The organism is Enterobacter sp. 168J2 (genome assembly GCF_034107265.1).
Classification (GTDB): domain Bacteria; phylum Pseudomonadota; class Gammaproteobacteria; order Enterobacterales; family Enterobacteriaceae; genus Enterobacter; species Enterobacter nematophilus.
This window is the reverse complement of sequence record NZ_JAWNEB010000001.1, coordinates 25,965-52,381: the sequence shown is the minus strand read 5'-3', so window position 1 is coordinate 52,381 and position 26,417 is coordinate 25,965. Positions and strand designations below refer to the sequence as shown.

General features: G+C 62.7%; 23 protein-coding genes. 8 read left to right on the top strand and 15 right to left on the bottom strand.

Annotated features, from left to right (window positions below):
* Positions 1-46: 46 nt before the first annotated feature.
* From USG84_RS00230 to USG84_RS00215, 4 genes are read right to left on the bottom strand one after another with little or no spacing between them, the layout of a single operon-like run.
* On the bottom strand, positions 47-1,288 hold the full coding sequence (locus USG84_RS00230; RefSeq protein WP_253541198.1) for an LVIVD repeat-containing protein: 1,242 nt from the start codon (positions 1,286-1,288) through the stop codon (positions 47-49).
* The gene (locus USG84_RS00225) at positions 1,285-2,349 is read right to left on the bottom strand and encodes a sugar ABC transporter substrate-binding protein (RefSeq protein ID WP_253541196.1); all 1,065 of its coding nucleotides are present in this window, start codon (positions 2,347-2,349) and stop codon (positions 1,285-1,287) included. The genes USG84_RS00230 and USG84_RS00225 overlap by 4 nt, the downstream gene beginning before the upstream one ends.
* A 20-nt stretch (positions 2,350-2,369) precedes the next feature.
* Positions 2,370-3,365 carry an ABC transporter permease gene (locus tag USG84_RS00220; RefSeq protein WP_151413398.1) on the bottom strand — a complete coding sequence of 332 codons (996 nt, stop codon included), beginning with the start codon at positions 3,363-3,365 and terminating at the stop codon, positions 2,370-2,372.
* Positions 3,362-4,864 carry a sugar ABC transporter ATP-binding protein gene (locus USG84_RS00215; protein WP_151413397.1) on the bottom strand — a complete coding sequence of 501 codons (1,503 nt, stop codon included), beginning with the start codon at positions 4,862-4,864 and terminating at the stop codon, positions 3,362-3,364. Before USG84_RS00215 ends, USG84_RS00220 begins: the two co-directional genes overlap by 4 nt.
* 159 nt (positions 4,865-5,023) lie before the next feature.
* Here USG84_RS00215 and USG84_RS00210 point away from each other — a divergent pair, with 159 nt between their 5' ends.
* The 4 genes from USG84_RS00210 to USG84_RS00195 all read left to right on the top strand — a co-directional run bounded on the left by USG84_RS00210 (position 5,024) and on the right by USG84_RS00195 (position 7,778).
* Entirely contained in the window at positions 5,024-6,112 is a 1,089-nt protein-coding gene (locus tag USG84_RS00210) for an oxidoreductase (protein WP_253541193.1), read from the top strand.
* Between the two features lie 57 nt (positions 6,113-6,169).
* Positions 6,170-6,913 carry an SDR family NAD(P)-dependent oxidoreductase gene (locus USG84_RS00205; protein ID WP_061098910.1) on the top strand — a complete coding sequence of 248 codons (744 nt, stop codon included), beginning with the start codon at positions 6,170-6,172 and terminating at the stop codon, positions 6,911-6,913.
* A 183-nt stretch (positions 6,914-7,096) separates the two neighbouring features.
* Positions 7,097-7,402, top strand: coding sequence for a type II toxin-antitoxin system RelE family toxin (locus tag USG84_RS00200; protein ID WP_253541190.1), 306 nt, complete (start codon positions 7,097-7,099; stop codon positions 7,400-7,402).
* Positions 7,374-7,778: a helix-turn-helix domain-containing protein gene (locus tag USG84_RS00195; RefSeq protein ID WP_032670385.1), complete on the top strand. Its 405-nt coding sequence runs from the start codon at positions 7,374-7,376 to the stop codon at positions 7,776-7,778. The genes USG84_RS00200 and USG84_RS00195 overlap by 29 nt, the downstream gene beginning before the upstream one ends.
* Here the strand turns inward: USG84_RS00195 and USG84_RS00190 are convergent.
* The 7 genes from USG84_RS00190 to entC form a co-directional block, all read right to left on the bottom strand.
* Entirely contained in the window at positions 7,775-7,972 is a 198-nt protein-coding gene (locus USG84_RS00190; RefSeq protein ID WP_126544125.1) for a YbdD/YjiX family protein, read from the bottom strand. The genes USG84_RS00195 and USG84_RS00190 overlap by 4 nt on opposite strands.
* Before the next feature lie 116 nt (positions 7,973-8,088).
* The gene (cstA, locus tag USG84_RS00185; protein WP_061098912.1) at positions 8,089-10,194 is read right to left on the bottom strand and encodes a pyruvate/proton symporter CstA; all 2,106 of its coding nucleotides are present in this window, start codon (positions 10,192-10,194) and stop codon (positions 8,089-8,091) included.
* A 149-nt stretch (positions 10,195-10,343) separates the two neighbouring features.
* Complete coding sequence (entH, locus tag USG84_RS00180; protein WP_151413396.1) at positions 10,344-10,757, bottom strand: proofreading thioesterase EntH; 414 nt, start codon at positions 10,755-10,757, stop codon at positions 10,344-10,346.
* Positions 10,757-11,509 carry a 2,3-dihydro-2,3-dihydroxybenzoate dehydrogenase EntA gene (entA, locus tag USG84_RS00175; protein WP_151413408.1) on the bottom strand — a complete coding sequence of 251 codons (753 nt, stop codon included), beginning with the start codon at positions 11,507-11,509 and terminating at the stop codon, positions 10,757-10,759. Before entA ends, entH begins: the two co-directional genes overlap by 1 nt.
* Complete coding sequence (locus USG84_RS00170; RefSeq protein ID WP_151413395.1) at positions 11,509-12,363, bottom strand: isochorismatase family protein; 855 nt, start codon at positions 12,361-12,363, stop codon at positions 11,509-11,511. The genes entA and USG84_RS00170 overlap by 1 nt, the downstream gene beginning before the upstream one ends.
* Before the next feature lie 10 nt (positions 12,364-12,373).
* Positions 12,374-13,984 carry a (2,3-dihydroxybenzoyl)adenylate synthase EntE gene (entE, locus tag USG84_RS00165; RefSeq protein ID WP_320738099.1) on the bottom strand — a complete coding sequence of 537 codons (1,611 nt, stop codon included), beginning with the start codon at positions 13,982-13,984 and terminating at the stop codon, positions 12,374-12,376.
* A gap of 9 nt (positions 13,985-13,993) precedes the next feature.
* Positions 13,994-15,169 carry an isochorismate synthase EntC gene (gene entC, locus USG84_RS00160; RefSeq protein WP_061098917.1) on the bottom strand — a complete coding sequence of 392 codons (1,176 nt, stop codon included), beginning with the start codon at positions 15,167-15,169 and terminating at the stop codon, positions 13,994-13,996.
* A gap of 187 nt (positions 15,170-15,356) precedes the next feature.
* On the opposite strand from entC, the gene fepB reads away from it, so the two are divergent.
* Positions 15,357-16,316, top strand: coding sequence for a Fe2+-enterobactin ABC transporter substrate-binding protein (gene fepB, locus USG84_RS00155; RefSeq protein ID WP_151413394.1), 960 nt, complete (start codon positions 15,357-15,359; stop codon positions 16,314-16,316).
* A 476-nt stretch (positions 16,317-16,792) separates the two neighbouring features.
* On the opposite strand, the gene entS is transcribed toward fepB, so the two are convergent.
* A complete protein-coding gene (gene entS / locus USG84_RS00150) occupies positions 16,793-18,040 on the bottom strand; it encodes an enterobactin transporter EntS (RefSeq protein WP_151413882.1) in 1,248 nt (415 codons plus the stop codon).
* Positions 18,041-18,148: 108 nt separating this feature from the next.
* Here entS and fepD point away from each other — a divergent pair, with 108 nt between their 5' ends.
* The 3 genes from fepD to fepC are packed head-to-tail and all read left to right on the top strand — an operon-like array spanning position 18,149 to position 20,939.
* Positions 18,149-19,153: a Fe(3+)-siderophore ABC transporter permease gene (gene fepD / locus USG84_RS00145; RefSeq protein WP_151413883.1), complete on the top strand. Its 1,005-nt coding sequence runs from the start codon at positions 18,149-18,151 to the stop codon at positions 19,151-19,153.
* On the top strand, positions 19,153-20,142 hold the full coding sequence (gene fepG / locus USG84_RS00140) for an iron-enterobactin ABC transporter permease (RefSeq protein ID WP_253543472.1): 990 nt from the start codon (positions 19,153-19,155) through the stop codon (positions 20,140-20,142). Before fepD ends, fepG begins: the two co-directional genes overlap by 1 nt.
* On the top strand, positions 20,139-20,939 hold the full coding sequence (gene fepC / locus USG84_RS00135; protein ID WP_151413884.1) for an iron-enterobactin ABC transporter ATP-binding protein: 801 nt from the start codon (positions 20,139-20,141) through the stop codon (positions 20,937-20,939). Before fepG ends, fepC begins: the two co-directional genes overlap by 4 nt.
* Before the next feature lie 62 nt (positions 20,940-21,001).
* On the opposite strand, the gene entF is transcribed toward fepC, so the two are convergent.
* From entF to fes, 3 genes are read right to left on the bottom strand one after another with little or no spacing between them, the layout of a single operon-like run.
* Positions 21,002-24,859 carry an enterobactin non-ribosomal peptide synthetase EntF gene (gene entF, locus USG84_RS00130; protein ID WP_253541175.1) on the bottom strand — a complete coding sequence of 1,286 codons (3,858 nt, stop codon included), beginning with the start codon at positions 24,857-24,859 and terminating at the stop codon, positions 21,002-21,004.
* Positions 24,856-25,068 carry an MbtH family protein gene (locus USG84_RS00125; RefSeq protein WP_151413885.1) on the bottom strand — a complete coding sequence of 71 codons (213 nt, stop codon included), beginning with the start codon at positions 25,066-25,068 and terminating at the stop codon, positions 24,856-24,858. Before USG84_RS00125 ends, entF begins: the two co-directional genes overlap by 4 nt.
* Positions 25,069-25,078: 10 nt before the next feature.
* The gene (fes, locus tag USG84_RS00120; RefSeq protein ID WP_151413886.1) at positions 25,079-26,275 is read right to left on the bottom strand and encodes an enterochelin esterase; all 1,197 of its coding nucleotides are present in this window, start codon (positions 26,273-26,275) and stop codon (positions 25,079-25,081) included.
* Positions 26,276-26,417 lie beyond the last annotated feature (142 nt).

The window sequence follows — 26,417 nt, the reverse complement described above, 5'->3', positions numbered from 1 at the left end:
TCTCCCCTTTGGAAAGAGGGTTAGGGTGAGGGGCATCAAACCGCACTCACCCCAAATACTCAATCACCGACAGCCCGCCGTTATAGTCCGTGCTGTAAATAATCCCCTGCGCATCCACAAACACGTCGCACGACTGGATCACCTGCGGGCGATTCGGCCGCGTGTCCATCATCCTCTCCGGTGCCGCGGGCACCAGCGCCCCCGTTTCCACCGGGCGATACGGGTTGGAAATGTCATACGCGCGCACGCCCGCGTTCTGATACGTCGCAAAAATCAGCGTCGAGCTGACGAAGCTCCCCGGCCGATTCTCGTGCAGGTTGTGCGGGCCAAAGTGCGCCCCTTTTGCCACGTAGTCGGTTTCATTCGGCTGCGGGAAGGTCGAAATGCTCACCGGGTTCGACGGCTCGCGGATGTCAAACAGCCAGATCAGCTTCTCGCCGTCCTGCTGGTTATCCAGCACCGCTTCGTCCAGCACCACCAGCAAATCGCGGTCCGGTAAGGGCAGCGCGGTGTGCGTCCCGCCGCCAAACGGCGGGCTCCAGTTGCGGTGGCTAATGAGCTTAGGCTGGGTACGATCCTTCACGTCCAGCAGCGTTAAGCCGCCGTCGCGCCAGCTGCCGTAGGCGGTATCGCCCGCGATAATCGCATGGTGCAGCGCGTAGCGTTTCCCTTCAGGCCAGCTGGGCTGTTCGCCTGCGGCCTGGTTCATCCCCGGCAGCCACCAGCGCCCCGCCACCTCGGGCTTACGCGGGTCCGCCAGGTCGATGGTCAGGAAAATGTAGTCGGTAAAGCCGTCGATCAGCGCCGACACGTACGCCCAGCGCCCGCCCACGTACCAGATGCGGTGAATGCCGATGCCGCTCAGCGACAGAAAGCCGATTTCGCGCGGCGCGTCCGGCGTGGAGATATCAAACACGCGCAGCCCGGCGCTCCAGCCCCTGTCCTGCACGTCGCTAACGGTCTCCCCTACCTGGCGGGTGTAGTAGACCTTCTCGTCGGCAAAGCGGGCATCGGCAAACAGATCCCGGGCGTTAATCACCAGCAGCAGATCGTCATGCGCCTGTAAATGGACGTTCCAGGTGCCCGGCGGTGCGGGCACGTAGCCCGCCGCTTTCGGTTTTTTCGGGTCGCGCACGTCAACAATCGAAAAGCCCTGCGACACCATATGGCCGATATAGGCGAAGCCGCGATGCACCATCAGCTGCACGCCGTCCGGTCGGCCGCCCTGGTCGCTATGGCCAATCAGCCGCATATTGCGGCTGTATTCTGGCGTGGGAAGGATGCTCATTTATTTTTCGCTTCCAGCGTCGCAAACCACGGCGCAATAAAATCTTCCGTCTGGCCCCAGCCAGGAATGATTTTCCCCAGCGACGCCACGTTCACCGCGCCCGGCTGGGCGGTCAGCAGCGCCTGCGGAATGGCTGCCGCTTTGAAATCGTAGGTCGCAGGCGTCGCTTCCCCGGCAATCTTGTTGGCTACCAGGCGCACGTTGGTCGCGCCAATCAGCTTCGGATCCACCGCCACGCTCACTGACCACGGGCTACCCGGCTCGCGCATCAGCTGTAAGTCCTGGTTGGAGATGTCGATGCTGTAGAGCTTGATCTCGGTGCGTCCGTTCTCTTTCAGCGCCTTATACGCGCCCTGGCTGAAGGCGTCCCAGGTGCCCCAGATGGCGTCGATTTTGCCTTTCGGGTATTTCGCCAGGATCGCCCCCACCTTGTTGGCGGTGTCGCCCTGCACGTCAGAGGAGACCGCGCCGATGGACTCCAGCTCTTTAATCTCCGGGTACTGCTTTTGCAATTCTTTATAGGCAGCCTGACGGCGCTCCATCGGCGGGAAGCCCGCCACCCACAGCTTGACGATATTCGCCTTGCCGTTGAAATCTTTTGCCAGCTGGCCGAAGGAGAGGTTCGTCAGGGAGGCATCGTCCTGCTGCGTCACGGTCACGCCCGGGATATCCCCATTAACGGCGGTATCAAACACGGCGACTTTAATCCCGGCATCCACCGCCTTCTTCACCAGCGCGGTGGAGTACGGATCGCGGCCCTGAGAGAGAATGATCCCGTCATACTTCTGGCTGATGGCCTGGTTAACGAAGTCCTGGAATTTGGCGTCGTCCCCGTTGCTCAAAAAGGTGCTGACCTTAAAGCCAAGCTTTTTCCCTTCCTGAATCGCCCCGGCAACAAACTGCGTGGTGTTGTCGTCCGAGCCGAGGTTACGGATCACCGCAATGCGGATCGGGCCGTCGTGGTTCGCAATGGCAGCCGGAACCGGCGCGGGCGTGGCCGCGAAGCCCGGCAGTGCCGTGAGTAACCCCAGTGCCACCAAAGAGAGCGCAATCTTTTTCATTTTTTTATCCCGTTGTGTTGTCAGCGTTTTTGTATGTAGGTGATCGCCAGTGCCGCCGCGAGCACCAGCCCTTTTATTATGTCCATCGCGTAATACGGCACGGAGAGCATCACCAGCCCGTTCGACAGCACACCGAGAATAACCGCTCCCACCAGGGTCCCCAGCGCGTTCGGCTTGCCGGACCCGGCCAGCGAGAAGCCAATCCACGCCGCCGCCACCGCGTCCATCAGATACCCGCCGCCCGCGTTCACCTGCGACGACCCGATGCGCGAGGCCAGCAAAATCCCGCCCAGCCCCGCCAGCAGCGAGGCGATGACGTAGGCCGCCACCCTGTAGCGCGTGGTGCGAATGCCCGAGAGGCGCGCCGCTTCCGGGTTGCCGCCAATGGCGTACATCCGGCGTCCATGAGTGGTCAGCGACAGTCCAAGCTGCGCCAGAAGGGTCACCGCCAGCATGATGATGACGATGGTCGGCACCTGCCCCAGCAGGCTGAACGCCGCCGGAATGGTGCCTTCCGCCATGTCGCCGCTCGGCAGCACCATGTTCTCGGTAATCGACCCGCCGTAGCTGTAGGTCATCGCCACGCCCTGGATAACAAACAGGCTGGCGAGCGTCGCGAGCATGTCCGGGATGCGCAGGATGACGATCAGAAAGGCGTTAAACAGGCCGACCAGCGTGCAGAGCGCGAGGGTGATCAGAATCGACTCGGTGGTACCGAAGCCGTGCCAGACAAAAAGCGAAATCACCAGCGCGTTCGCCAGCGACGCGGTCGATCCCACGGAGAGATCGAACCCGCCGACGGTCAGCGAAATCGACACGCCGACGGCAATCACCGTCACGATGGCGATCGAGCGCAGAATGTTAATGATGTTGTTTGGGTCGAGGAAGCTGTCCGACGCCAGGCCAAAGATTGCCACCAGCGCGACGACGGTCAGCAGCATGCCCCACTTATAAAGAAAATCAAAAAGTTGCTGACGGCCAGACGCCGCCGCCGTTACTGAAAGGGCCTTGCTCACGACGCCGTTCCTCCGGTTGAATAATAAAGTAGTGTCTCTTCGCGGGCCTCGGCCCCGGCGATTTCCGCCACGATGCGCCCGTCCCACAGGACGCAGATGCGGTCGCACAGTCCCACCAGCTCGGCGAACTCGCCGGAGGCGTAAATCACCCCTTTGCCCTCGCGCGCCAGGCCGTCAATCAGCTGGAACAGATCGGTTTTGGCCTTTACGTCCACGCCTTTGGTCGGCTCGTCAAATATCAGCACGCTGGCGTCGTTGCGCAGCCATTTGCCGATGGCGACCTTCTGCTGGTTGCCGCTGGATAAGCGGCGCAGCACCTGCCCCGGCCCGCGCGTTCGCACGCCGACCCGGGCGATGACCTCTTCCGCCCAGCGCCACGCCTGACGATGGCCGAACAGGCTCCAGCGCGAAAAGCTGTTATCGGCGCTCACGGCAAGGTTCATGCTCACCGGCTCGTCGATAAAAATACCCTCCTTGCGCCGCTCCTCCGGTACCAGCGCCAGCCCGCGCTGCACGGAGTCGGCCGGGTCGCGCGGGGACCAGGCCTGATGATTCAGCTCACCGCGCGCAACGCGGCTTTTGGTGGCGCCAAACAGCGCCTTGCAGAGTTCGGTTTTCCCCGCCCCCGCCAGCCCGGCAATCCCGAGAATTTCGCCTTTGCGCAGGTGCAGGGAGATATCTTTAAGCAGCGCGTCGTCGTGCAGCCCTTCCACCCGCAGCAGCGTTTCGTCGCCGTGCGGCGGCCGCGCGGGCGGGTAGATATCGCTCAGCACGTGGCCGAGCATCTTTTCGACGATCTCCTCTCCGCTCAGATCCGCCATCGGGCCGGACTCGACCAGCCTGCCGTCGCGCAGCACCGTCAGGGTGTCGCAGATGGCCTTCAGCTCGTGAATGCGGTGGGAGATAAACACCACGCCGATGCCCTGCTCTTTTAAACGTCTCACCACCGTAAACAGGCGCTCGCTCTCGTGCGCGTCCAGCGGCGCGGTGGGCTCATCAAGAATCAAAAAACGGCAGTGTTGGGACAAGGCGCGTGCCAGCAAAATCTGCTGCTTTTCGGCCAGCGAACAGCCGTCGATGGAGCGGCGAACGTCCAGCGTAACGTCGAGCTGCGCCAGCGCCTGCCCCGCCTGCTGGCGGATGTCGCGCCAGCGGTAGCGGTGCCCCGGCTGCGCCAGCTGGTCGAGCATGATGTTTTCGGCAATGCTCAACCCCGGGATCAGCGCCACGTCCACCTCCTGCTGCACGAGGTGGATGCCCAGCCGTTTGGCGTCCAGCGGCTCGCGAATGCTTACCGGCTGGTTGTTGATGCAGATTTCGCCTTCATAGTGGTCGTGCGTCCCGCACAGCACCGCCATCAGCGTTGATTTCCCCGCGCCGTTGGCGCCGATCAGCGCGTGCACCGATCCGCCGTTCAGCGTGAAGTCCACGCGCGACAGCGCCTGAAAGCCGGAAAAGGCCAGGCTGATACCGCGCATTTCAAGGCGACTGGAAACCATCCGCGTAAATCCTTCATAACTCTTCTGATTTATCGAATTTTTCACAGCTCCGGTTGACTGACAACGACGGAAAAGGCATAAGATAAAGCGAAATATTATTAGCCATCCGGATGTCCAGACATAACATCGGGTTAGCGCTTGCGAAAAAAGGACAACACCATGAGCAACACCGACATCCGCGTCGTGCCCGGCCCGGCGAACTACTTCTCTCATTCCGGAAGCCTTGCGCATCTGAATGACTTCTTTACCCCGGAACAGCTTTCCCGTGCGGTATGGATTTACGGCGAGCGCGCAATAGAGGGCGCGCGCCCGTTCCTGCCGGAGAGCTTTAACGCGCCGGGGGCGAAGCACCTGCTGTTTAAAGGCCACTGCAGCGAGCGCGACGTCACCCATCTGGTGAACGAGTCCGGCAGCGATGCCAGCGTGGTGATTGGGGTGGGCGGCGGCGCGGTCATGGACACCGTCAAGGCCGTGGCGCGCCGCTTAGGGGTGCCGTTCGTGGGCATCCCCACCATTGCCGCTACCTGCGCCGCGTGGACCCCGCTCTCCGTCTGGTACAACGATGCCGGGCAGGCGCTGCAGTTTGAGATCTTCGACGACGCCAACTTCCTGGTGCTGGTGGAGCCGCAGATTATCCTCAACGCCCCGGCGGAATACCTGCTGGCGGGGATCGGCGATACGCTGGCGAAGTGGTACGAAGCGGTAGTATTGGCACCTGAGCCGGAGAACCTGCCGCTGACCGTGCGTCTTGGCCTTAACGGCGCGCTGGCGATCCGCGACGTGCTGCTGGAACACAGCGAGCAAGCGCTGGCCGACCAGCAGCGCGGCGAGCAAACGCAGGCGTTCCGGGACGTGGTGGACGCGATTATCGCCGGCGGCGGGATGGTCGGCGGCCTGGGCGAACGCTACACCCGCGTGGCGGCGGCGCATGCGGTGCACAACGGCTTAACCGTGCTGCCGCAGACGGAAAAATTCCTCCACGGCACCAAGGTGGCCTACGGCATTCTGGTGCAGAGCGCCCTGCTCGGCCAGGACGACGTGCTGGCGCAGCTGGTGGCGGCATACCGGCGCTTTAACCTGCCGACCACGCTTCGCGAGCTGGACGTCAACATCAATAACCGCGACGAGCTGGACAGGGTCATTGCCCACACCCTGCGCCCGGTGGAGTCGGTTCACTATTTACCCGTTACGCTAACGCCTGACGTTCTGCGCGCCGCGTTTGAGAAAGTGGAATCCTTCCACCGTTAATCGCGCCGACGGGCTATACCTAATGATGGTTCTCACCACTCTCGTAACGAGGTCATCATGCAGATCGATTTAACAGGTAAAAAGGCGCTGGTTACCGGCGCCAGCCGCGGGCTGGGTCGTGCGATTGCCCTGTCGCTGGCGCGCGCCGGTGCCGATGTGGTCATCACCTATGAAAAATCCGCCGATAAAGCCCAGGCGGTCGCCGATGAGATTAAGGCGCTGGGGCGGCACGGCGAGGCCGTTCAGGCGGACAGCGCCAGCGCGCAGGCGATTCAGGATGCCGTCACCCATGCGGCGCGATCCCTCGGCGGGCTGGACATTCTGGTCAACAACGCCGGGATTGCGCGCGGCGGCCCGCTGGAGTCCATGACGCTGGCGGACATCGACGCCCTTATCAACGTCAACATCCGAGGCGTGGTCATCGCCATTCAGGAAGCGCTGGTGCACATGTCCGACGGCGGGCGCATCATCAACATCGGCAGCTGTCTGGCGAACCGCGTGGCGCAGCCGGGCATTGCCGTTTACTCGATGACCAAATCTGCACTGAACTCCCTCACCCGCGGACTCGCCCGTGATTTAGGGCCGCGCGGTATAACCGTCAACCTGGTTCACCCCGGCCCCACCAACAGCGATATGAACCCGGAAGACGGCGAACAGGCTGACTCTCAGCGTCAGCTTATTGCATTGGGTCATTACGGTCAGCCGGAAGACGTCGCGGCGGCGGTCACCTTCCTCGCCAGCCCGGCTGCCGGTCAGATCTCCGGTACCGGTCTGGACGTGGACGGCGGTTTGAACGCCTGATCGCATATTTCCTGCAAGCCTCTGTCGCCCGGCAGAGGCCTTCTCAAGCGCTCTCGACGATTCGCGTTTTGCCGCTTTCTCCCGCTTTTTCTCAGCTCTACAGTACCCCATTAGAAATTCGGAATTTATCTAATAGTCTTATTATTTCCTTATATTTTGTGTGGGCGTACAGTGGAGGTACGGATGAAGATTGTCTGGTCCAATGGTGCAAAAAAGGCGTTTTCAAAGATTGACGAGCGGTATCAGCGACGCATTGAGGTAAAGCTTACTGAGCTGGATGACCGCTCGGCTCCCCGGCCCGATATCAAAAAAATATCGGCGACCGAAGATCGTTACCGGTTACGCGTAGGCGATTACCGCATCATCTATACGCTTCGGGACGATCCCGATAACCATTGTTATGTTTTGGCCGTCAAGCGCAGAACTTCAACGACTTACCTGCATGAGGAGAGTGCCACCTATGGCTGTACAGCTAATCAAGGACGATAACGGGAAAACGCAGTACGCCGTTATTCCCTATCACGAATATTTTCGTATGCTCTTACAGATGTCGGAAATTGACGACGAAACCGATGACGACCTGGAGGATATTGAAGTCGAACACGATAGCCTGGATGACGTGGAATTGCCCGGAGAAGTGTGCAGCATCATGACCTGGCAGAACGTCAGCCTGCAGGCCGCGTGGCGTATCCTGCGCGGCATGTCCCAGCAGGAGGTGGCGGAGAAACTCGGCATCAGCCAGTCCGCCGTGTCACAGCTGGAAGCGCTGGACTCCCGTCCGCAAAAGCGCACCCGCGAAAAGCTGGCGGCCATCTACGGCTGTAAACAGGAGCAAATCAGCCTCTATTTACCCAAAGAGGGTTAACAGCACTTTGCCCCGCCCTTACCGCCGTAGCGGGCGTCCTGGCGGTTGCGGAAAAATTCTTCGTAGGTCATCGGCGTCTGGTCCGGATGGTTGACGCGCATATGCTCGACGTAGTTGTCGTAATCCGGCACGCCAATCATCATTTTGGCGGCCTGGCCCAGGTACTTACCTGCTTTGGATAGGGTGTCGAACATAGGTCGTTTCTCACATGTTCCCCTCACCCTAACCCTCTCCCCATAGGGGAGAGGGAACTTACAACACCCTCTCCCCTATGGGGAGAGGGCCGGGGTGAGGGGTATATTTGGTTAAATTAATGCGCCCCTTTCGCCTGGGTCACAATCTCTTCCAGGTTTTCAGGCATCGGCTCATACGGTGTCTCTTTCGCCGTTGGCTTGTCGACTTTCAGCGCAGCCAGCGCGGTTTTGAGAGAATACAACGCCAGCACCACAACCACCACCATAAAGAAGATGGTCAGCCCGGCATCCAGACGGTTGTTGAACACCAGCTGCGACAGCTGCGACTCGGTGTACTGAGCCGGGATCTTGCCGCTGTCGATCATCGCCTGGAACTTGTTGGCGATCGCCAGGAAGCCCACCTTGTTGTCCGGGCTGAAGGCTTTCTGCCAGCCCGCCGTCAGGGTACAGATCAGCAGCCAGGCGGTTGGCACCAGCGCCACCCACGCGTAACGCTGGCGCTTCATCTTGAACAGCACCACCGCGCAGAGCATCAGCGCCATGCCCGCCAGCATCTGGTTGGCGATACCGAACAGCGGCCACAGGGTGTTAATCCCGCCCAGCGGATCCACCACGCCCTGGTGCAGGAAGTAGCCCCACGCCAGCACGCACAGCGCCGTCGCCAGCAGGTTAGCCGGGAGCGAGTCGGTACGCTTCAGGTTCGGGGAGATGACCCCCAGCAGATCCTGCAGCATAAAGCGCGCCGCACGGGTTCCCGCATCCACAGCCGTCAGAATAAACAGCGCTTCGAACAGGATGGCAAAGTGATACCAGAACGACACGTCCATCAGCCCGCCCAGCGCGCCGTGAAGGATGTAGGCCATGCCCACCGCAAGCGTAGGCGCCCCGCCCGCGCGGGAGATGATCGACTGCTCGCCCACCTCATTAGCAATATGCGTCAGCGTTTCCGGAGTAATCGCAAAGCCCCAGCCGCTCACCACCTGCGCGGCGGATGCCACCACGTCAGCGGTGCCCGCCGGGGCCAGTACCGCCATCGGGCTATTCATCGCGAAGTAAACGCCCGGGTCGATAATGCAGGCCGAGACCAGTGCCATAATCGCGACGAAGGACTCCATCAGCATGCCGCCGTAGCCGATCAGGCAGGCCTGATTTTCATTGGCCAGCATCTTCGGCGTGGTGCCGGAGGCAATCAGCGCGTGGAAGCCGGACACCGCGCCGCAGGCGATGGTGATAAACAGGAAAGGGAACAGGTTGCCGGTCCAGACCGGGCCGGTACCGTCGATGAACTTGGTCAACGCAGGCATGGTCAGGGTCGGACGCATAATCAGAATGCCGATTGCCAGCCCGACGATGGTGCCGATTTTCAGGAAAGTAGAGAGGTAGTCGCGCGGGGCCAGCAGCAGCCACACCGGCAGCACCGCCGCCACGAAGCCGTAGCCCACCAGCATCCAGGTCAGCTGCACGCCGGTAAAGTCGAAGAACGGTGCCCAGGTCGGGCTTTCCGCCACCCAGCCGCCGGAGATAATCGCGAACACCAGGAACACCAGGCCAATCACCGACACTTCACCAATGCGGCCCGGGCGCAGGTAGCGAATGTAGATCCCCATAAACAGGGCCAGCGGAATGGTAAAGGCGACGGTATAGGTCCCCCACGGGCTGTGGGTCAGCGCTTTCACCACGATCATCGCCAGCACCGCGAGGATGATTACCATGATCATAAAGGTCGCCACCAGCGCGATCACCCCGGCGGTTGCCCCCATCTCCTCTTTCACCAGCTCGCCCAGAGAACGGCCGTCGCGGCGGGTGGAGACGAACAGCACCATAAAGTCCTGCACCGCGCCCGCCAGCACCACGCCCGCGAGGATCCAGATCATCCCCGGCAGGTAGCCCATCTGCGCCGCCAGCACCGGCCCTACCAGCGGGCCCGCTCCGGCAATCGCCGCAAAATGGTGACCGAACAGCACTTTTTTGTCGGTCGGCACGTAGTCCAGTCCGTCATTGTGACGCACGGCAGGCGTCATACGCGTGCCGTCAACCGCCAGCACGGTATTCGCGATATAGCGGCCATAAAAACGGTACGCGATCAGATAAATGCAGACGGAGGCGACGACGATCCAGAGCGCATTGATCTGTTCCCCCCGGTTGAGGGCGATATAGCCCAGGGCAAAGGCTCCCACAACGGAGAGCACCGCCCACGTAAGGTATTTCCCTGAGTTGTTCATAGTTGTTTTCCGTTGTTGTGAAACATTGAGATGTTACATTTTGTTTCTAGAACAACGGATAAAATTTAACAACTTTGAAACGCAATAATGCGTGGTCAAACCAGAGATTTACACCACAGTGTTAAGCCGATCACTTTCAGCTGGATGACCTACCCCAGCACCATCGTACTCAACCGACAGGTGCAGCACCGCCGCCCCTGCTCGTCGAATACCACGATCTCCCAGCTCTGGCTCGAACGCCCCAGATGCAGCGGCTGACATACGCCGCGCACCTTACCGTGAGAGACCGCGCGATGGTGCGTGGCGTTCAGCTCCGTGCCCACCACGCTCTGCCCGTCGCGGGTCATCAGAAAACCGGCCATTGAGCCGAGCGTTTCCGCCAGCGCCGCCGACGCCCCGCCGTGCAGCAGGCCAAACGGCTGATGGGTGCGCGCATCCACCGGCATCTCCGCTTCCAGCGTGTCGTCCCCAAGGCGGGTATAGATAATGCCCAGGTGCGCCACCAGGGTGTTCACGCTGGTGGCGTTCAGTTCTTCAAGCGATAAATGACGTTTCCAGATCATCACGCCCCCAGCGTGGAGCCGCCGTCCACCACGATATCCTGCAGGGTAATATGGCTGGCGGCATCGGATGCAAGGAACAGCACGGTGCTGGCAATCTCCCGCGGACGGGCGATTTTGCCCAGCGGAATGCCGAGCTTAAACTGCTCGCCAAAGCCGCGAATGCGCTGCTGTTCTGCGTCGTCGCTGGTCCACAGGGTGCGCTGCATGTCGGTGTCCGTTGAGCCGGGCGACACCAGGTTACAGCGCACGCCGCTGCCCGCCAGCTCCAGCCCGACGGTCAGAGCCAGGCTTTTCAGCGCCGCCTTCGACGCGCCGTAGGCGCTCATGCCGATGCGCGGCGTATGTGCCGCGTCGGAGGCCACGGTGACAATCGCCCCGTCCTGCTGACGGCGGAACTGGCCCATCGTCTGCTGGAACAGGTTGAACGCGCCACCTACGTTGACCGCGAAGGTCTGCTGCCAGTCCTCCAGCAAGAGCTCATCCGTCGCCCCCATGCGCAGAATGCCCGCCGCGTTAACCAGCACGTCAAGGCGTTCAAGCGACGCCAGCGCGCGCCCGCAGACCTCGCCCACCTGCGCGGCGTTCGCCACGTCCAGCGTCTCGGTGGTAAAGGGATAATCGTCCTGCGGAAAGGCCAGATCGAACCCGGTCACCCGCGCGCCCGCCTCTACAAACGCCAGCGCCGTCGCATAGCCAATCCCCTTCCCCGCGCCCGTTACCCAGACGGTTTTACCGGTGAAATCAAAACCCATCACTTCACCTCGCGGGAGAGCAGCGCCCACCAGGCGTCGAGGGTAGGATTTTTTGCCAGCATCACGAAGTCAATGTCGCCGTGCACTTTGCGCCAGCGGGCGGCCAGCGCCATCATGCGCACCGAGTCCAGACCGTAGTCGATCAGGTTTTCGTCATCCATCGGCTCGTCGGATTCGTCCAGCAAAGGCAGGATCAGCTCGCGCAGCGCGGCCTTCGAGGCCGGAACGGACGGCAGCAGCTCGTCGGTCATCACCACGCGGCCCGAGCGTCCGGCCACGTAGTTGAGCGACATCAGGTGCTCGTCGCGGGTAAAATCCGCCAGCGCGTCGGCAATAAAGAACGGCTTGATGTCGCGCATAAAGGCGTCGGTGGCGGTGGTCATGCAGCCGATGTGCGCATAAACGCCGGTAATCAGCAGCTGGTTGCGGCCGGTCTCTTTCAGCATCTGCTCCAGCGGCGAGCGGTGGAACGCGCTGTAGCGCCACTTCACCAGCACCGTGTCCGCTTCGTCCGGGGTCAGCTCAGCAACGATGCGCTGCTGCTCCGGCGAGCGGGTCAGCCCCGGTCCCCACATGTCGTTCAGCAGGGCGCGGTCTTCGTCGCTCTGCTCTTTCGGCTGGGCGGTATAGTACACGGGGATATTGTGTTCTTTGCAGTAGGCGCGCAGTCTGGCGATGTTCGCCACCACCTGCTGCATCATTGCGCTGTTTTCGCCCCAGAAGTTCAGGAAATACTCCTGCATATCGTGGATCAACAGCGCGGCGCGCTCCGGCTCAAACGCCCAGTTCACCTTGTTGGTCGGCAGCTCTGCGGCGGTTGGCAGCGCGTATGCGGTTAATTTTGGAATAGCCATATTCTGTTCCTCAGCCCCGGGCGCGTTCAGCGAGCCACAGGCGCAGCTGTTTCTTATCGACTTTGCCGACCGGCGTCAGCGGAAGCGCGTCCACGCTCTCCACGCGGTCCGGCAGCTTGAATTCGGCAACGCCCTGCTCGCGCAGGAAGCGGCGTACCTCGACCGCGCGCAGGGGCTGTTTCACCACCAGATACGCGCAGCTTTTTTCGCCCAGCAGGCTGTCCTCCATGCTTACCAGCGCGGCGTGGATCACCGCCTCGTGGCGCAGCAGCAGGTTTTCGATCTCTTCGGCGGCGATCTTCTCCCCGCCGCGGTTTATCTGATCCTTCTCGCGCCCCTGCACGGTGATGTAGCCCTGCTCGTCGATGGCGATCAGATCGCCGGAGCAGTAGAAGCCGTCGGCGTCGAAGGCGCTGGCGTTGTGTTCCGGACTGTTGAAATAGCCGCGGAAGGTATACGGACCGCGCGTCATCAGACGCCCAACCTCCCCGCGCGGCAGCGGGTTGCCGTGCTCGTCCGCGACCCACACCTCGTCATCAGGGCACATCGGACGGCCCTGGGTGTTGATGATGCGCTCGAGCGCGTCGTCGAGCGCGGTGTAGTTCACCAGCCCTTCCGCCATGCCGAACACCTGCTGAAGCTTGCAGCCGATTTCCGCCGGAATACGCGCCGCGAGCGTGGCGGAGAGGCGCGCGCCGCCCACCTGGAGCAGCCTGAGGGATTTAAGCTGCGCGTTGCCCGCGCCGTCGGCAATCGCCTGCAGCCACAGGCTCACCGCCGGAGGGACCAGCGAGGTGACGTTGATCTGATGCTGCTCAATCAGCGGGAAGCAGAGCGTGGCGCTCGGATCGTTCGCCAGCACCACGCAGCCGCCCGCCGTGAAAACGCCTAACGATCCCGGCGAGCTCATGGCGTAGTTATGCGCCGCGGGGAGCGCGTTCAGGTAACGCGTTTCGGCGGTAATGCCGCAAATCTCGTTGCTGCGGCGGATGCTGTAGTCGTAGTCATTGTGCGTGCGCGGGATCAGCTTCGGCGTGCCGGTGCTGCCGCCGGAGAGCTGGAAGAAGGCCACCTCGTCGGCGGGCGTCGGGTTCGGGATAAAGTTGTCCGCCGGGCGGGCAATCGCCGCTTCCAGCGCATGTTCGCCCTTATCGCCGCGCAGCAGCACGGCGCGAACCGAGCGATGTTCATCCACGAAGGTGTTAAGAAAATCATCGCCCGCGAACAGGGCATGGTCGCGATCGGCGATCAGCACGGCGGGTTTGATCTGGGCGGCGTAGGCGTTCAGCTCGCTGCGCTGATGGCTAAAAAGCGCGTTAACCGGCGCGACGCCGATCTGCAGCAGCGCGAAAAAGGTGATGTAGAACTCGGCCACGTTGCCGAGCTGCACCAGCGCGGTCTCGCCGCGGTGCAGTCCCTGCGCCTGAAGGGCGGACGCGAGGTTATTCACCGCCTGATGAAACGCGCGGTAGGTGATGTGCCGCTCGCCGTCGATAATCGCCACCGCATCGCTGTCCGCACGATCCGTCAGGATGTGGGTCAGGGGCCGATCCTGCCAGTAGCCTTTCTCACGGTAGTGGCGGGCAAACTCCTCGGGCCAGCGGGTAAAGGGAATAGTCATGAGCGTTCCTTAGTGCAGGCCAAACACGTTGAGCATGGTGGAGAGCTTCACGCCCGTTTCGCGCCACTCGCCCACCGGCGAGGAGGCCGGCACAATGCCCGCGCCGGCAAACAGGCGAACGGTATTTTCGCGAAGACGCGCGCAGCGGATGGTCACCACCCACTCGCCGTTGCCTTCGCTGTCGCACCAGCCGACGATGCCGCCGAACAGCTCGCGGTCGAACGGCTCCAGTTCGGCAATCAGTTCTTTTGCCGCCTGATGCGGGAAGCCGCTCAGGGCCGGGGTCGGGTGCAGCAGGCAAGCCAGCGTCAGGGCGTTTTCGTTCTCGCGCGCGTCACCTTCTACCGGCGTTGCCAGGTGCCACAGCGTCGGCGTGGTGATGAGCTGCGGGGAAGACGGCATGCTCAGGTGATGGCTGCGCGGCGCCAGAATGGCCTTCATCGCCTGGGTCACCAGGTCGTGTTCGTGGCGGTCCTTTTCGGAGGCCAGCAGCTTATTGCCCGCTTCGCGATCCAGCACGTCGTCCGGCTGACGGCGCGCGGAGCCTGCCAGCGGCAGCGAGCTGAAGTGCCTGCCCTCTTTGCGCAGCAGCAGTTCCGGGCTGGCGCCGAGCAGCACGCCTCCGTCCTCCAGCGGCACGTGGAAGTTAAAGCTCGCCGGGTTCTGGGCGATCAGGCGCTCCATCAGCGCGCCGCTGTCCATTTTTTTGTCGGTGGCGATATCAATCAGGCGCGACAGCACCACCTTGTTCACCTGCGGCGTGGCGGTCAGCGACGCGGCGCGAGCGACCATCTCTTCAAAAACGGGCTGAGCGGGGATCTCGGTGCGCTGTTCCACCTTCAGCGCCTGCGCGCCGGAGAAATAGCGCGCGGACTGCTGACGTGCGGGACGGGAAAACGTCTCCCAGCGTTGCGGAATAAACAGCGAAGACGGCTTGCGGGTATCGAACGGGATGGCCCCTACCATGACCGGATGGGCGATGCCGCTGGCTTTCGCATCCCGAAAAGCACGGGCTAATTTCTGCTGGAACTGCCCCGCCGGATCGTCGCCGCCGACGGCAGGTTCAGAGAAGCGGGCAAAACAGCCTGAGGTGGTAAAACTGCGGTAAGGCGACATAAAGAAAAAGCTGTCTGATTGCAGCGCGGTCGCGGTGTGCTGAACTTCCTCAGCCAGGGACGTGTCCATATCATCCTCCTCAAAATGATAAAAGAAGCAATAATGATTATCATTTATATTTTCGTCGGCTAACCTAATCCCACAGCGCCCCGCTGTCAACCGTCGGGTAAAGACTTGTGCGACAAACCCTTGCATCCGTTCTCCACAACCATGAAAATGAGAAGCATTATCTTCAACAAAAACAGGATGCCGCTCAGTGAAACTCCCTGCCGTTTGCCGCAATACCCTTTTTTTGACAGGACTTTTTGTTTTAGGACTAACCTCAGCCACCGCCGCAGACTGGCCGCGCCAGGTCACCGACAGCCGCGGCGTGCATACGCTTGAGCGCAAACCGACGCGCATTGTCTCCACCAGCGTGACCTTAACCGGCTCCCTGCTGGCGATTGACGCGCCGGTCATTGCCAGCGGCGCAACCACGCCGAACAACCGCGTGGCGGACGCGCAGGGTTTCCTGCGCCAGTGGGGGGATATTGCAAAACAGCGTAAGGTTGCGCGGCTGTACATCGGCGAGCCGAGCGCCGAAGCGGTCGCCGCGCAAATGCCGGACCTGATTTTGATCGGCGCCACCGGCGGGGATTCCGCGCTGGCGCTGTACGATCAGCTCTCCGCCATCGCCCCGACGCTTATCATCAACTACGACGACAAGAGCTGGCAGGCGCTGCTGACGCAGCTGGGAACCCTCACCGGACACGAAAAACAGGCCGCGGATCGTATTGCCGCGTTTGATAAACAGCTCGCGCAGGTGAAACAGCAGATGAAGCTGCCGCCGCAGCCGGTCAACGCCATCGTCTACACTGCCGCCGCGCACTCGGCCAACCTGTGGACCGCGGAATCCGCGCAGGGCAAGCTGCTGCACCAGCTGGGCTTTACGCTGGCGGACCTGCCCGCCGGGCTGCACACCTCCCAAAGCCAGGGCAAACGCCACGACATTATTCAGTTGGGCGGGGAAAACCTGGCGACGGGGGTGAACGGCGAAGGGTTGTTTGTCTTTGCCGGCGACCAGAAAGACGTGGAGGCGATTTACGCCAACCCGCTGCTGGCGCATCTGCCGTCGGTGAAGAACAAACGCGTCTGGGCGCTGGGAACGGAGACGTTCCGCCTGGATTATTACAGCGCGATGTTGGTGTTAGACAGATTGAATGCGTTGTTTAAGTAAGCATTTTCCCTCCCTCTCCCCGTGGGCTGAGGAATCCCCACAAATTAATGCGAGCAGTGAACAATCCCCTCGCCCCTTTGGGGAGAGGGTTAGGGTGAGGGAAACATACGGCAGTGGTGGTCATTCCGTTCACTTTATGTTCCTTGCTACTCTGTAAATCCTGTTTCGGTGAACGTGCCTGGGCGGCTCAATCGCCGCCGCCCTGGCGACCCGGGCTCCCGGCGGTAAATCGCCGCTTCGCGGTACCCTCAGCTTATTCCTTCAGGCTATCGGGTCGGGCATGAGCCTGCATCCCTGCAGGCCACGCCCTCTCGGCGCATCCCTGCGCCTCGCCCCGGCCTTACGGAAACGCTTCGGCGATTTACAGCCGGACCAGGGCGTCGCTGAAAGACTTAAATCGTTCTGAAACAACGTTATTGCTTCTGTTTAAAAATTAGGATTCCTCAGCCCCGTGGGAGAGGGCCGGGGTAAGGGCATCAGGCCGCACCGTCGTTTAACACAACCTCCTGCCTGAACCGCCGCAACTCCACCAAAACCGCCAATAAAATTACGCCAACAACGGCTAACGCAAACCCGCTGCTGCTCGCCGACGCCACCGGGGTCATTATCGCTCCCAGCCCGCCGAGGATCGCCGCACCGATCGCATCGCCCGTCACGTTCTGCGCGGTCCACAGGCCGTTAATGCGCCCAAGCATCCCTTCCGGCGTCTGGGTCTGGATCAGCGTGTACTGCAAAAGCGAGCTGATGGCGCTCAGCCAGCCGAAAATCACCAGGCACAACACGCCCAGCGCCCACACCGGCATCAGACTAAAGAAGCCAATGGCGATAAACGAGGCCAGCGTGGCTAGCAGCATAATCAACCCCGGACGCGCGCTCTGCGCCAGGTTGCCGCTGGTCAGCGCCCCCAGCGCCGCGCCGAGCGGAATGGCCGCGTACAGCACGCCAATTTCCGAGGCGCTCATCTGCCACTCGCCCGCCAGCGCCGGGTAGAGCACGCGCACGGCGCTCGCCATGGTCAGCAGGCCGCCGAGCAGCGCAATGCCGCCAATCAGCGGGTTACTGAACAGGAAACGAATTGCAGCCATCAGCGATTTCAGCGGATGCTCGCGCGGCTGCGGCGGAGGCGGCAGGAGCGGCAGGCGCAGCAGCGTCAGGGTGGTGATAAACGTCCCCGCCGCCGCCAGCCCGTAGTTCCACGCCACGTTGCCGGTCGCCAGCAGCAGCCCGCCCACCATCGGCGAAATCACCGACCCGAGGCGCACGGTAAGCATGGTGATCGCCCCCGCCTGCATCAGGTTCTCGCGCCCGACCAGCGCAGGCGTCGCCGCCAGCAGCGCCGTCACGCCCAGCGAGGCGAAAAAACCGTCCCACAGGCCAAGCGCGTAAATGGCAATCAGCGACGGCTCCGGCAGCATGGCGTTCAGGCACAGCCCGATAAAGCCCACGCCGCAGGTGCCGCGCGCCAGCAGGATCAGCTTCTTACGTTCGTAGCGGTCCGCCAGCACGCCGCCGACCATCAGGCCGATAAACATCGCCCCGCCGGTTAAGGTGACGGATAACCCCACCAGCCAGCTGGAGTGCGTCATGGTCTGGATCTGGACCGGCACGGCGACGCCGAGCAGGCCGAGGGACAAAATGGAGATAAAGCGAGCGATAAAAACGGCGCGATACGCCGGGTGCGTTTTCAACAGGCTGAGGTTGAGCAGCCAGGATTTTTGATTCATGACAAAGCCTTGAGTCTATTTCTACCCATTCCATGGGCGCACATGCTAACATAGCCAAATAAGATAGATAACGATAATCACTATCATTATCAAATCATGGATGTTGCTATGTCGTTTTCCTCTTCTGCGGTGCGCGCCGTTGCCGTGCCCGCTTTATTGCTGCTTTTGAGCCTTGCGATTGCACTCAGCCTGCTGGTCGGCGCAAAGCCGCTGCCCGCGTCCGTTATTGTTGATGCGCTCTCCGGCACCTGTCAGAGCGCGGACTGCGTCATCGTGCTCGACGCCCGCCTGCCCCGCACCCTTGCCGGACTGCTGGCCGGTGGCTCGCTCGGCCTTGCCGGAGCCCTGATGCAAACCCTCACCCGCAACCCGCTGGCGGACCCCGGCATTCTCGGCGTCAACTCCGGCGCCAGCTTTGCTATCGTGCTCGGCGCGGCGCTCTTCGGGTTGACGTCTCCCTCTGAACAGCTGGCGATGGCCTTCTGCGGCGCGCTGGCCGCCTCGCTGGTGGTCGCGTTTACCGGCAGCCAGGGCGGCGGGCAGCTGAGTCCGGTTCGCCTGACGCTTGCGGGCGTCGCGCTCGCGGCGGTGCTGGAAGGCCTGTCCAGCGGCATCGCCCTGCTCAACCCGTACGTCTACGACCAGCTGCGCTTCTGGCAGGCCGGCTCGCTGGATATCCGCACCCTTGAAACATTAAACGTGGTGGCAATCCCGGTCATTATCGCCGCCGCCGTGGCGCTGTTTTTAAGCCGGGCGCTGAACAGCCTGAGCCTCGGCAGCGACACCGCCACCGCCCTCGGCAACCGGGTTGCGCGCACGCAGCTGATTGGTCTTTTAGCCATCACGGTACTGTGCGGCAGCGCGACCGCCGTGGTCGGCCCGATAGCCTTTATCGGCCTGATGATGCCGCACATGGCGCGCTGGCTGGTGGGGGCGGATCACCGCTGGTCGCTGCCGGTAACGCTGCTGGCCACTCCTGCCCTGCTGCTGTTTGCCGACGTGCTGGGCCGCCTGCTGGTCCCCGGCGAGCTGCGCGTTTCGGTGGTGAGCGCCTTTATCGGCGCGCCGGTGCTGATCTTCCTGGTGCGCCGCAGGCGCGGAGGTGGCGCATGATGGCTTCGTCCCGTCGTTTAGTTATCGGCGTCTCCCTGCTGACGATCGCTATTCTGCTGCTGGCGGTCTGGAGCCTGCGCAGCGGCGCGGTGACGCTCGATTTTACGCAGGTCTTTCATGCCCTCACAGGCAGCGCGCCGCGCAACATCACCATGGTGGTGACGGAGTGGCGACTGCCGCGCGTGGCGATGGCGATTCTGGTCGGCGCGGCGCTCGGCGTGAGCGGCACGATTTTTCAGTCTCTGATGCGAAACCCGCTGGGCAGCCCGGACGTGATGGGCCTCAACACCGGGGCCTGGAGCGGCGTGCTGGTGGCGATGGTGCTGTTCGGCCAGCACCTGACGGCGATTACCTTCACGGCGATGGCGGGCGGCATTCTGACGTCCTTACTGATCTGGGCGCTGGCCTGGCGCAACGGCATCGACACCTTCCGCCTGATCATTATCGGGATTGGCATCCGCGCCATGCTGATGGCCTTTAACACCTGGCTTTTGCTACAGGCATCGCTGGAAACGGCGCTCTCCGCCGGGCTGTGGTACGCAGGCTCCCTCAACGGCCTGACGTGGGGCAAAACCTGGCCCGCCGCGCCGCTGATTGTGCTGATGTTTATCGGCGCGCTGCTGCTGGTGCGGCGTATGCGCCTGCTGGAGATGGGCGACGACAGCGCCTGCGCGCTGGGCGTAAGCGTCGAGCGCTCGCGCCTGATGCTGATGCTGGTCGCGGTACTGCTGACCGCCGCCTCCACCGCCATCGCCGGGCCGATCTCGTTTATCGCCCTCGTGGCCCCGCACATCGCGCGGCGTCTTAGCGGCACCGCGAAGTGGGGATTAACCCAGGCGGCGCTGTGCGGCGCGCTGCTGCTGCTGGCTGCCGATCTCTGCGCCCAGCGGCTGTTTATGCCTTATCAACTGCCGGTGGGCGTGGTGACCGTCAGCCTCGGCGGGATTTACCTCATCGTCTTGCTCGTTCAGGAGTCACGCAAGAAATGACAGACACAACCTCCCGCTTGCGCGGCGAAAACCTCACTCTTGGCTACGGCAAAAAAATCATTGCCCGTGACCTATCCGTTGCCATTCCGGACGGCCACTTCACCGCCATTATTGGGCCAAACGGCTGCGGCAAATCGACACTGCTGCGCACGCTGAGCCGCCTGATGACGCCGGCTGAGGGCAGCGTGTTCCTCGACGGGGAGCAGATCCAGCGCTTCGCCAGTAAAGAGGTGGCCAGGCGCATCGGGCTGCTGGCGCAAAGCGCCACCACGCCGGGAGACATTACGGTGCAGGAGCTGGTCTCACGCGGACGCTACCCGCACCAGCCGCTGTTTACCCGCTGGCGCAAGGAGGACGACGAAGCGGTGAAACGCGCGATGCAGGCGACGGGGATTACCGATCTCGCACAGCAAAGCGTGGACACCCTCTCCGGCGGCCAGCGCCAGCGGGCGTGGATCGCTATGGTGCTGGCGCAGGAAACGTCGATCATGCTGCTGGACGAGCCGACGACCTGGCTCGATATCAGCCATCAGATTGACCTGCTGGAGCTGCTGAGCGAGCTAAACCGCACGCAGGGATATACCCTGGCGGCGGTGCTGCACGACTTAAACCAGGCGTGCCGCTACGCTACGCATCTGATTGCCTTGCGCGACGGCGAGATTGTGGCGCAGGGCGCGCCGAAGGAGATTGTCACGCCGGATCTGATCGCGCGGATCTACGGCATGCGCTGCATGATTATTGACGATCCGGTGGCGGGCACGCCGCTGGTGGTGCCGCTTGGAAAACGTGCGGTTTGATGACCCCTCACCCCAGCCCTCTCCCCTTTGGGGAGAGGGTCAGGGTGAGGGGGATATTTGCACTATCCCAATATCTCCCTCAACACCGGCCCTATCTTCTCAAACGCCTGCGGTGAAATGATATCCACGTGGGCGCAGTCCTGGCTGTAGACCTCAAGCTCACCCACCCACGGCGCCCACGCCACATGCGGATCCATCGTTCGCGTGCGTTCGGCAACGAACAGCGTCGCTTTACCGTCGAACCGCGCGCTGTGCGCGGTGGTGAGCAGCCGCACCGCGTCGGCGTAGTTGCCTTCAATGGTGTTAAACAGCTCGCTGGAGCCCTGCCCCTGCTGCGCGGCAATAAACGCCTGACGCTCGCGCTCGATCTCCGCCAGCACCTCCGGGTCAAGGCCGTTGGCCTCTTTCTCCGACCAGTTCTGGGTTTCCGGCGGCCAGGTATCCAGCAGGCCGAGGAACGCCACCGCTTCACCCTGCTCGCGCAGACGCGCCGCAATGCCCTGCGCCAGCGTGCCGCCGAGGGAATAACCGAACAGGTAATACGGCCCCTGCGGCTGCTGCGCGCGCAGCGTTGCAAGATGATGCTCGATCACCCCATCCAGATCCGCGCACTGCTGCATCGGGCCGTCCGGGCGCGGCGACTGAATGCCGGTAATTGACCAGCGCGGGCTGAGGTAGCGCGCCAGCACGCTGAACTGCCAGGCAAAGCCGGACGCCGGATGGAAGCAGAACAGCGTCGGCCCGCTGCTTTCGCGCAGCGGCAGGAGGGTTTCGTACCCCAGACGCTGCGCCTGCTCGTCGCTCATCTGCGAGTCCAGCAGCGCGCTGAGCTTGCTCACCGTCGAGGCGACCATAACCTGCCCCGGCGTGACCTTACGCGAAAATGTGCGGCTGAGCTGTGCCGCCAGGCGCATCGCCAGCAGCGAGTGTCCGCCGAGGGCAAAGAAGTCGGCTTCGATATCGTTCACCTCGCAGCCCAGCAGCGCGGAAAACGCCTGCGCGACGGCGGCTTCGGTTTCCGTCTCCGGCGCGCGGCCGGATGTTTTGCTGGTCAGCTCCGGCAGCGGCAGCGCCTTGCGGTCGAGCTTGCCGTTCGCGCTGAGCGGCAGCGCGCTGATTTGCAACAGCACCACCGGCACCATGTGCGGCGGCAGCTGGGCTTTTAGCGATTCCAGCAGCGCGTCGCGGTCCAGCGGTAAGCCGGACTCGGAGACGACGTACCCCACCAGCTGGCGGGCATCCCCGCCCGTTGCCGCCGCCTGGTTGAACACACAGGCGTGCGCCACGGCCTGAGCCACGCCCGGCAGCGCGAGCATCGCCCGGTCAATCTCGCCCAGCTCGATGCGCTGGCCGCGGATTTTGAGCTGATCGTCGCTGCGGCCCAGATATTCCACCGCGCCGTTGTCCAGCCAGCGTGCGACGTCACCCGTGCGGTACATCCGCTCGCCGGGGGCGAACGGGTCGGCAATGAAGCGGCTGGCGGTGAGGTCAGGACGGCCCAGATACCCCTGCGCCAGCTGGATGCCGGTGAGGTAAAGATCCCCCGCCACGCCGAACGGCACCGGGCGCATCATCGCGTCCAGAATGCGCAGCCCCGTGTTCCACACCGGGAAACCGATCGGCACGCTGTTGCCCTCCACCGCCGCCAGCTCCGGGCCAAATGCCGGATACCAGCTGACGTCCACCGCCGCTTCGGTTGGGCCATACAGGTTGTGCAGCGGCGCACGGGTGAGCTGCTCCCACTCGCGGCACAAGTCGGCCGGCAGCGCTTCGCCGCTGCAGAACACCTGCTTAAGGGTTTGGCAGCTCGCCACGTTTTCCGGCGTCAGCGAGGCGACAAACGCCGCCAGCATCGACGGCACGAAGTGGGTCGTCGTCACGCCGTAGCGTGCGAAAAAGCTCTGCATCGCCTGCGGATCGCGGTGCGCGTCCGGCTCGGCCATCACCAGCTTCGCCCCGGCGATAAACGGCCACCAGAACTCCCACACCGACACGTCAAAGCTGCACGGCGTTTTCTGCGCCACCACGTCATTCGCCGTAAGAGGGTAATGATCCTGCATCCACTTCAGGCGGTTAACGATGGCGGTATGCCCGACCATGACCCCTTTCGGACGCCCCGTTGAACCGGAGGTGAAGATGATGTACGCGGTCTGCTCCGGCTTCGCCAGCCGCAGGGGTTCAGCATCGGCAGCGGGTAAAAGCATGTTGTAACTAAAAGCAGAAATGGGCAGATCGCTAAAGCGAGGGAGCTGCTCGTCGGTGGTAATGAGCAGGGACGGCTTCGCGTCCTCCAGCATCATCCGCAGGCGATCGTCCGGGTAGCCGGTATCAAGCGGCAGCCACGCGGCGCCTGCTTCAACAATCCCGTGCAGCGCCAGGGTCAGGAACACCGAGCGCGGGAGCGCCACCGCCACGCTGTCGCCCGGCTTCACGCCGCGCGCGCGCAGCAGGTTTGCCAGCGCGACCACCTGCTCGCGCATCTGCAGGTAGTTCAGCTCAACGTTTGCATCCGCCAGCGCGGGGGCTTCCGGCGTTTTGCTCGCCTGCTCCGCCACCAGATCCGCCAGCGTGGTGGACGGCAGGGCCAGCCCGGTATCGTTGATGCGCGCCAGCTGCTGGTATTCCTGTGCTGAAACGGTTTCCACGTCGCCACAGCGCAGGTCCGGGTTGGCGGCAAACTGCGTCAGCATCGCGTTCAGACGCGCGACGTGACGGGTGAGCGTCGCCTCATCGTAACGCTGCCTGTTGGCGAGGATCTCAATACTCAAGCCACCTTGCTCGTCCGGGAACAGCGCCAGCTCGAGATCGTTCACCGGGCCGGTCGCCAGCGTGTGGGTGATGGCCTCCACGCCGTCGATATCAAGCTGATAATCAAACACCTTAACGTTAAGCACCGGGCCAAACAGGGCTTCGTCGCCCGCGGCACGCCCGCTGTCGCGCACGATCTGCTCGGCGTCGTAGCGCTGATGGCGGCGCATTTTTTTCAGCTGGTTAGCCAGGCGCAGCGCCAGCTCCGGCAGGCTCTCCTGCGGGTTGATATTCACCGCCAGCGGCAGGACGTTGAGCACCGGGCCCGTCGCGGTCAGCGCCGCGGACCCCATGCGGCGCATAAAGATAAACCCGGCGGCGTAGTCCAGCCGTCCGGTGAGGCGGCCCAGCCACAGCGCCACCAGCGCAAGCGCCAGATCGGTGCGCTGCGCCTGCCCTGCCGCCTGCGCAAGCTGGCTAAAGGCGCGAGCGTCGGCGGCAATTTTCAGGCGCAGGATGTCGGTGGTGGCGGCCCGTCCCGGCAGCGGCGCGGAAGAGAGCGAGACCGGAGAAGGAAGCCGCTTGCGCTGCTCTGCCCAGAAGGCGCCGTCGCGCTGATACGCCTCGCTGCCGCGATAGCGCTGATACTCGTCAACGACCTCAGCGAACGGCGTAAACGGTGAGGCAGGCGTGGGTTCACCTTTTTTCCAGGCGGCGTAAATTGCGGCGATCTGGCGGGTAATGGCCGGGAAGCTGAAGCCATCCACCACCAGGTGGTGATAGCGCTGATACCAGTACCAGTGGCCTTCGCCCACCTGAATGAGCTGGTGAAACGCCAGCGGCTGGCCGCTGTCGACGCGCAGGTTCTGGTTGAGATCGGCCTCCATCAGCGCTACGGCGGCGTCGTGAGAATCAACGCGAACGATGGGCGGCTCCGGCAGAATGACGGTGTCATCCACCCACTGCCACACCTCGCCGTTCTCTTCGGCAAAGCGCATGCGCAGGGTATCGGCCTGCATCATGCCCTCGGCGATGGCTTTAGCCAGCAGCGGCGCGTCGATATCGCCCTTAAGCTCGGTGTAGTGCGCCACGCTCCAGGCGTTGGGCAATGCGGACAGCTGCTCCGCCATCCAGATGCCCGGCTGGGCGGCGACGAGAGGAAGACGGTTCATGCGTTCTCTCCCGCAAAATAAGACGGCTCAAGCGTTTGCCAGTGCCCGGCCAGCCACTGCTGGCACGCCTCCTGAGACTGCGCTTCACGCACCACGCGCCAGCCTGCGGGCAGTTCGCACTGCTGCGGCCACAGGCTGTACTGCCCCCGGTCGTTTTGCAAAATGGCGAACTGTCCCTGCGGATTATCGAAAGGATTGCTGAATTCCATACAGACTCCGTTATTGAATTAGCGGCTGCCAGAGGGTCATCAGCCCCTGCGTCAGCCCACCGCGCCAGCAAAGCGCGTCGTGTCCGCCGTCAACCTGACGCCAGTCAACCTGCTGCGCGCGCAGTTCGGCGTAAATCGCCTGGTTCGCGCGGAAGATAAGCGGCTCGTTGCGCCCGGCCTCAAGGACGATGCGCAGCCCGCGTGCATTTTTTTCACCCGCTCTAAGCTGCCCGATAAGCAGCCCGTCCTGCAGCCCGCCGCGGTGCGGCCACCAGTAGGATCCGGACTGGCTGAGGATGCAGCCAAAGCGCTGCGGCCAGTTGAGGCCCGCATAGAGTGAGGAAAGCCCGCCAAAGCTCTGGCCCGCGACCACGGTACGGTCGGCGCGGTCGCTGAAGGGTGCGAGGGTGTTTACGTGAGGGAGAAGTTCTTCCTGCACCGCCAGCCAGAAATCGGGGTTGCAGGGCAATTCGCGGCTGCGATGTTCCATGTCTATTACATCGATTAACACATAGACGGCAGGCGGCAGTTTGCGCGCTTCGGTGAGCGACGCCAGCGCAGGCCAGACCGGCATGCTTTCGGCCCAGAACTGACCGTCGAGCAGCACCGCCAGCGGGCGATCGGAGCCTTCATCGCCGGTGGTAAAAATCCACACGCGGCGGGAGTTTTTCAGGCGCGCGCTGTTCCACTCAATGCAGACGGGCGGTTGAAACGGCGTATCGGGACGATCCCAGCCCGGCTGAACGGGGGCTTCCGGCATCTCCAGCGCCGAGACGGCATGCCCGCGTCCGCCGCGCCAGCTCTGCGGATTCAGCGGGTCGGACACCGCGTGCGGCAGCAGCCTGCCCCAGCCTTCGCGCAGCGCCATGCGGTCCGGCAGCTGGCCATCAAATACGGTATCGGCAAAATCGTTTTCATTTACGGAGGGGATAAAACAGTAGCTGCCGCGCCATTCGGGGCTGAACTCGCCCTGCCACTGCCAGACGTCGGTATCCGGGATGCGTTCCAGGGACTGCGGACGGGCATTCTGATGGTGGTCGGTCACGCCGGTAACGTAGAGCCAGACGCGTTTAACCGTTGACGTTTTCTGCGTGCCTGCCGGGTCCCGCCACCAGAAGGTGACGCGATAGCTCTCCTTCTGACGTTCCCATTCCGGCCCGTTTTTCGACCGCCACCACGCTTCACTTCCGGTTGCTAACGCCGTCACCCTTATAACCCCATGCTTAACAGACTTTTTTGTTTCAGAGCAAATTTTATTGATAATATTATTGATAACTATTTGCATTTGCAATAGCGTAATGCCCGCGCTGTGGGAAGCGCGCTCATTAAATAACCATAAAAGCGGGACG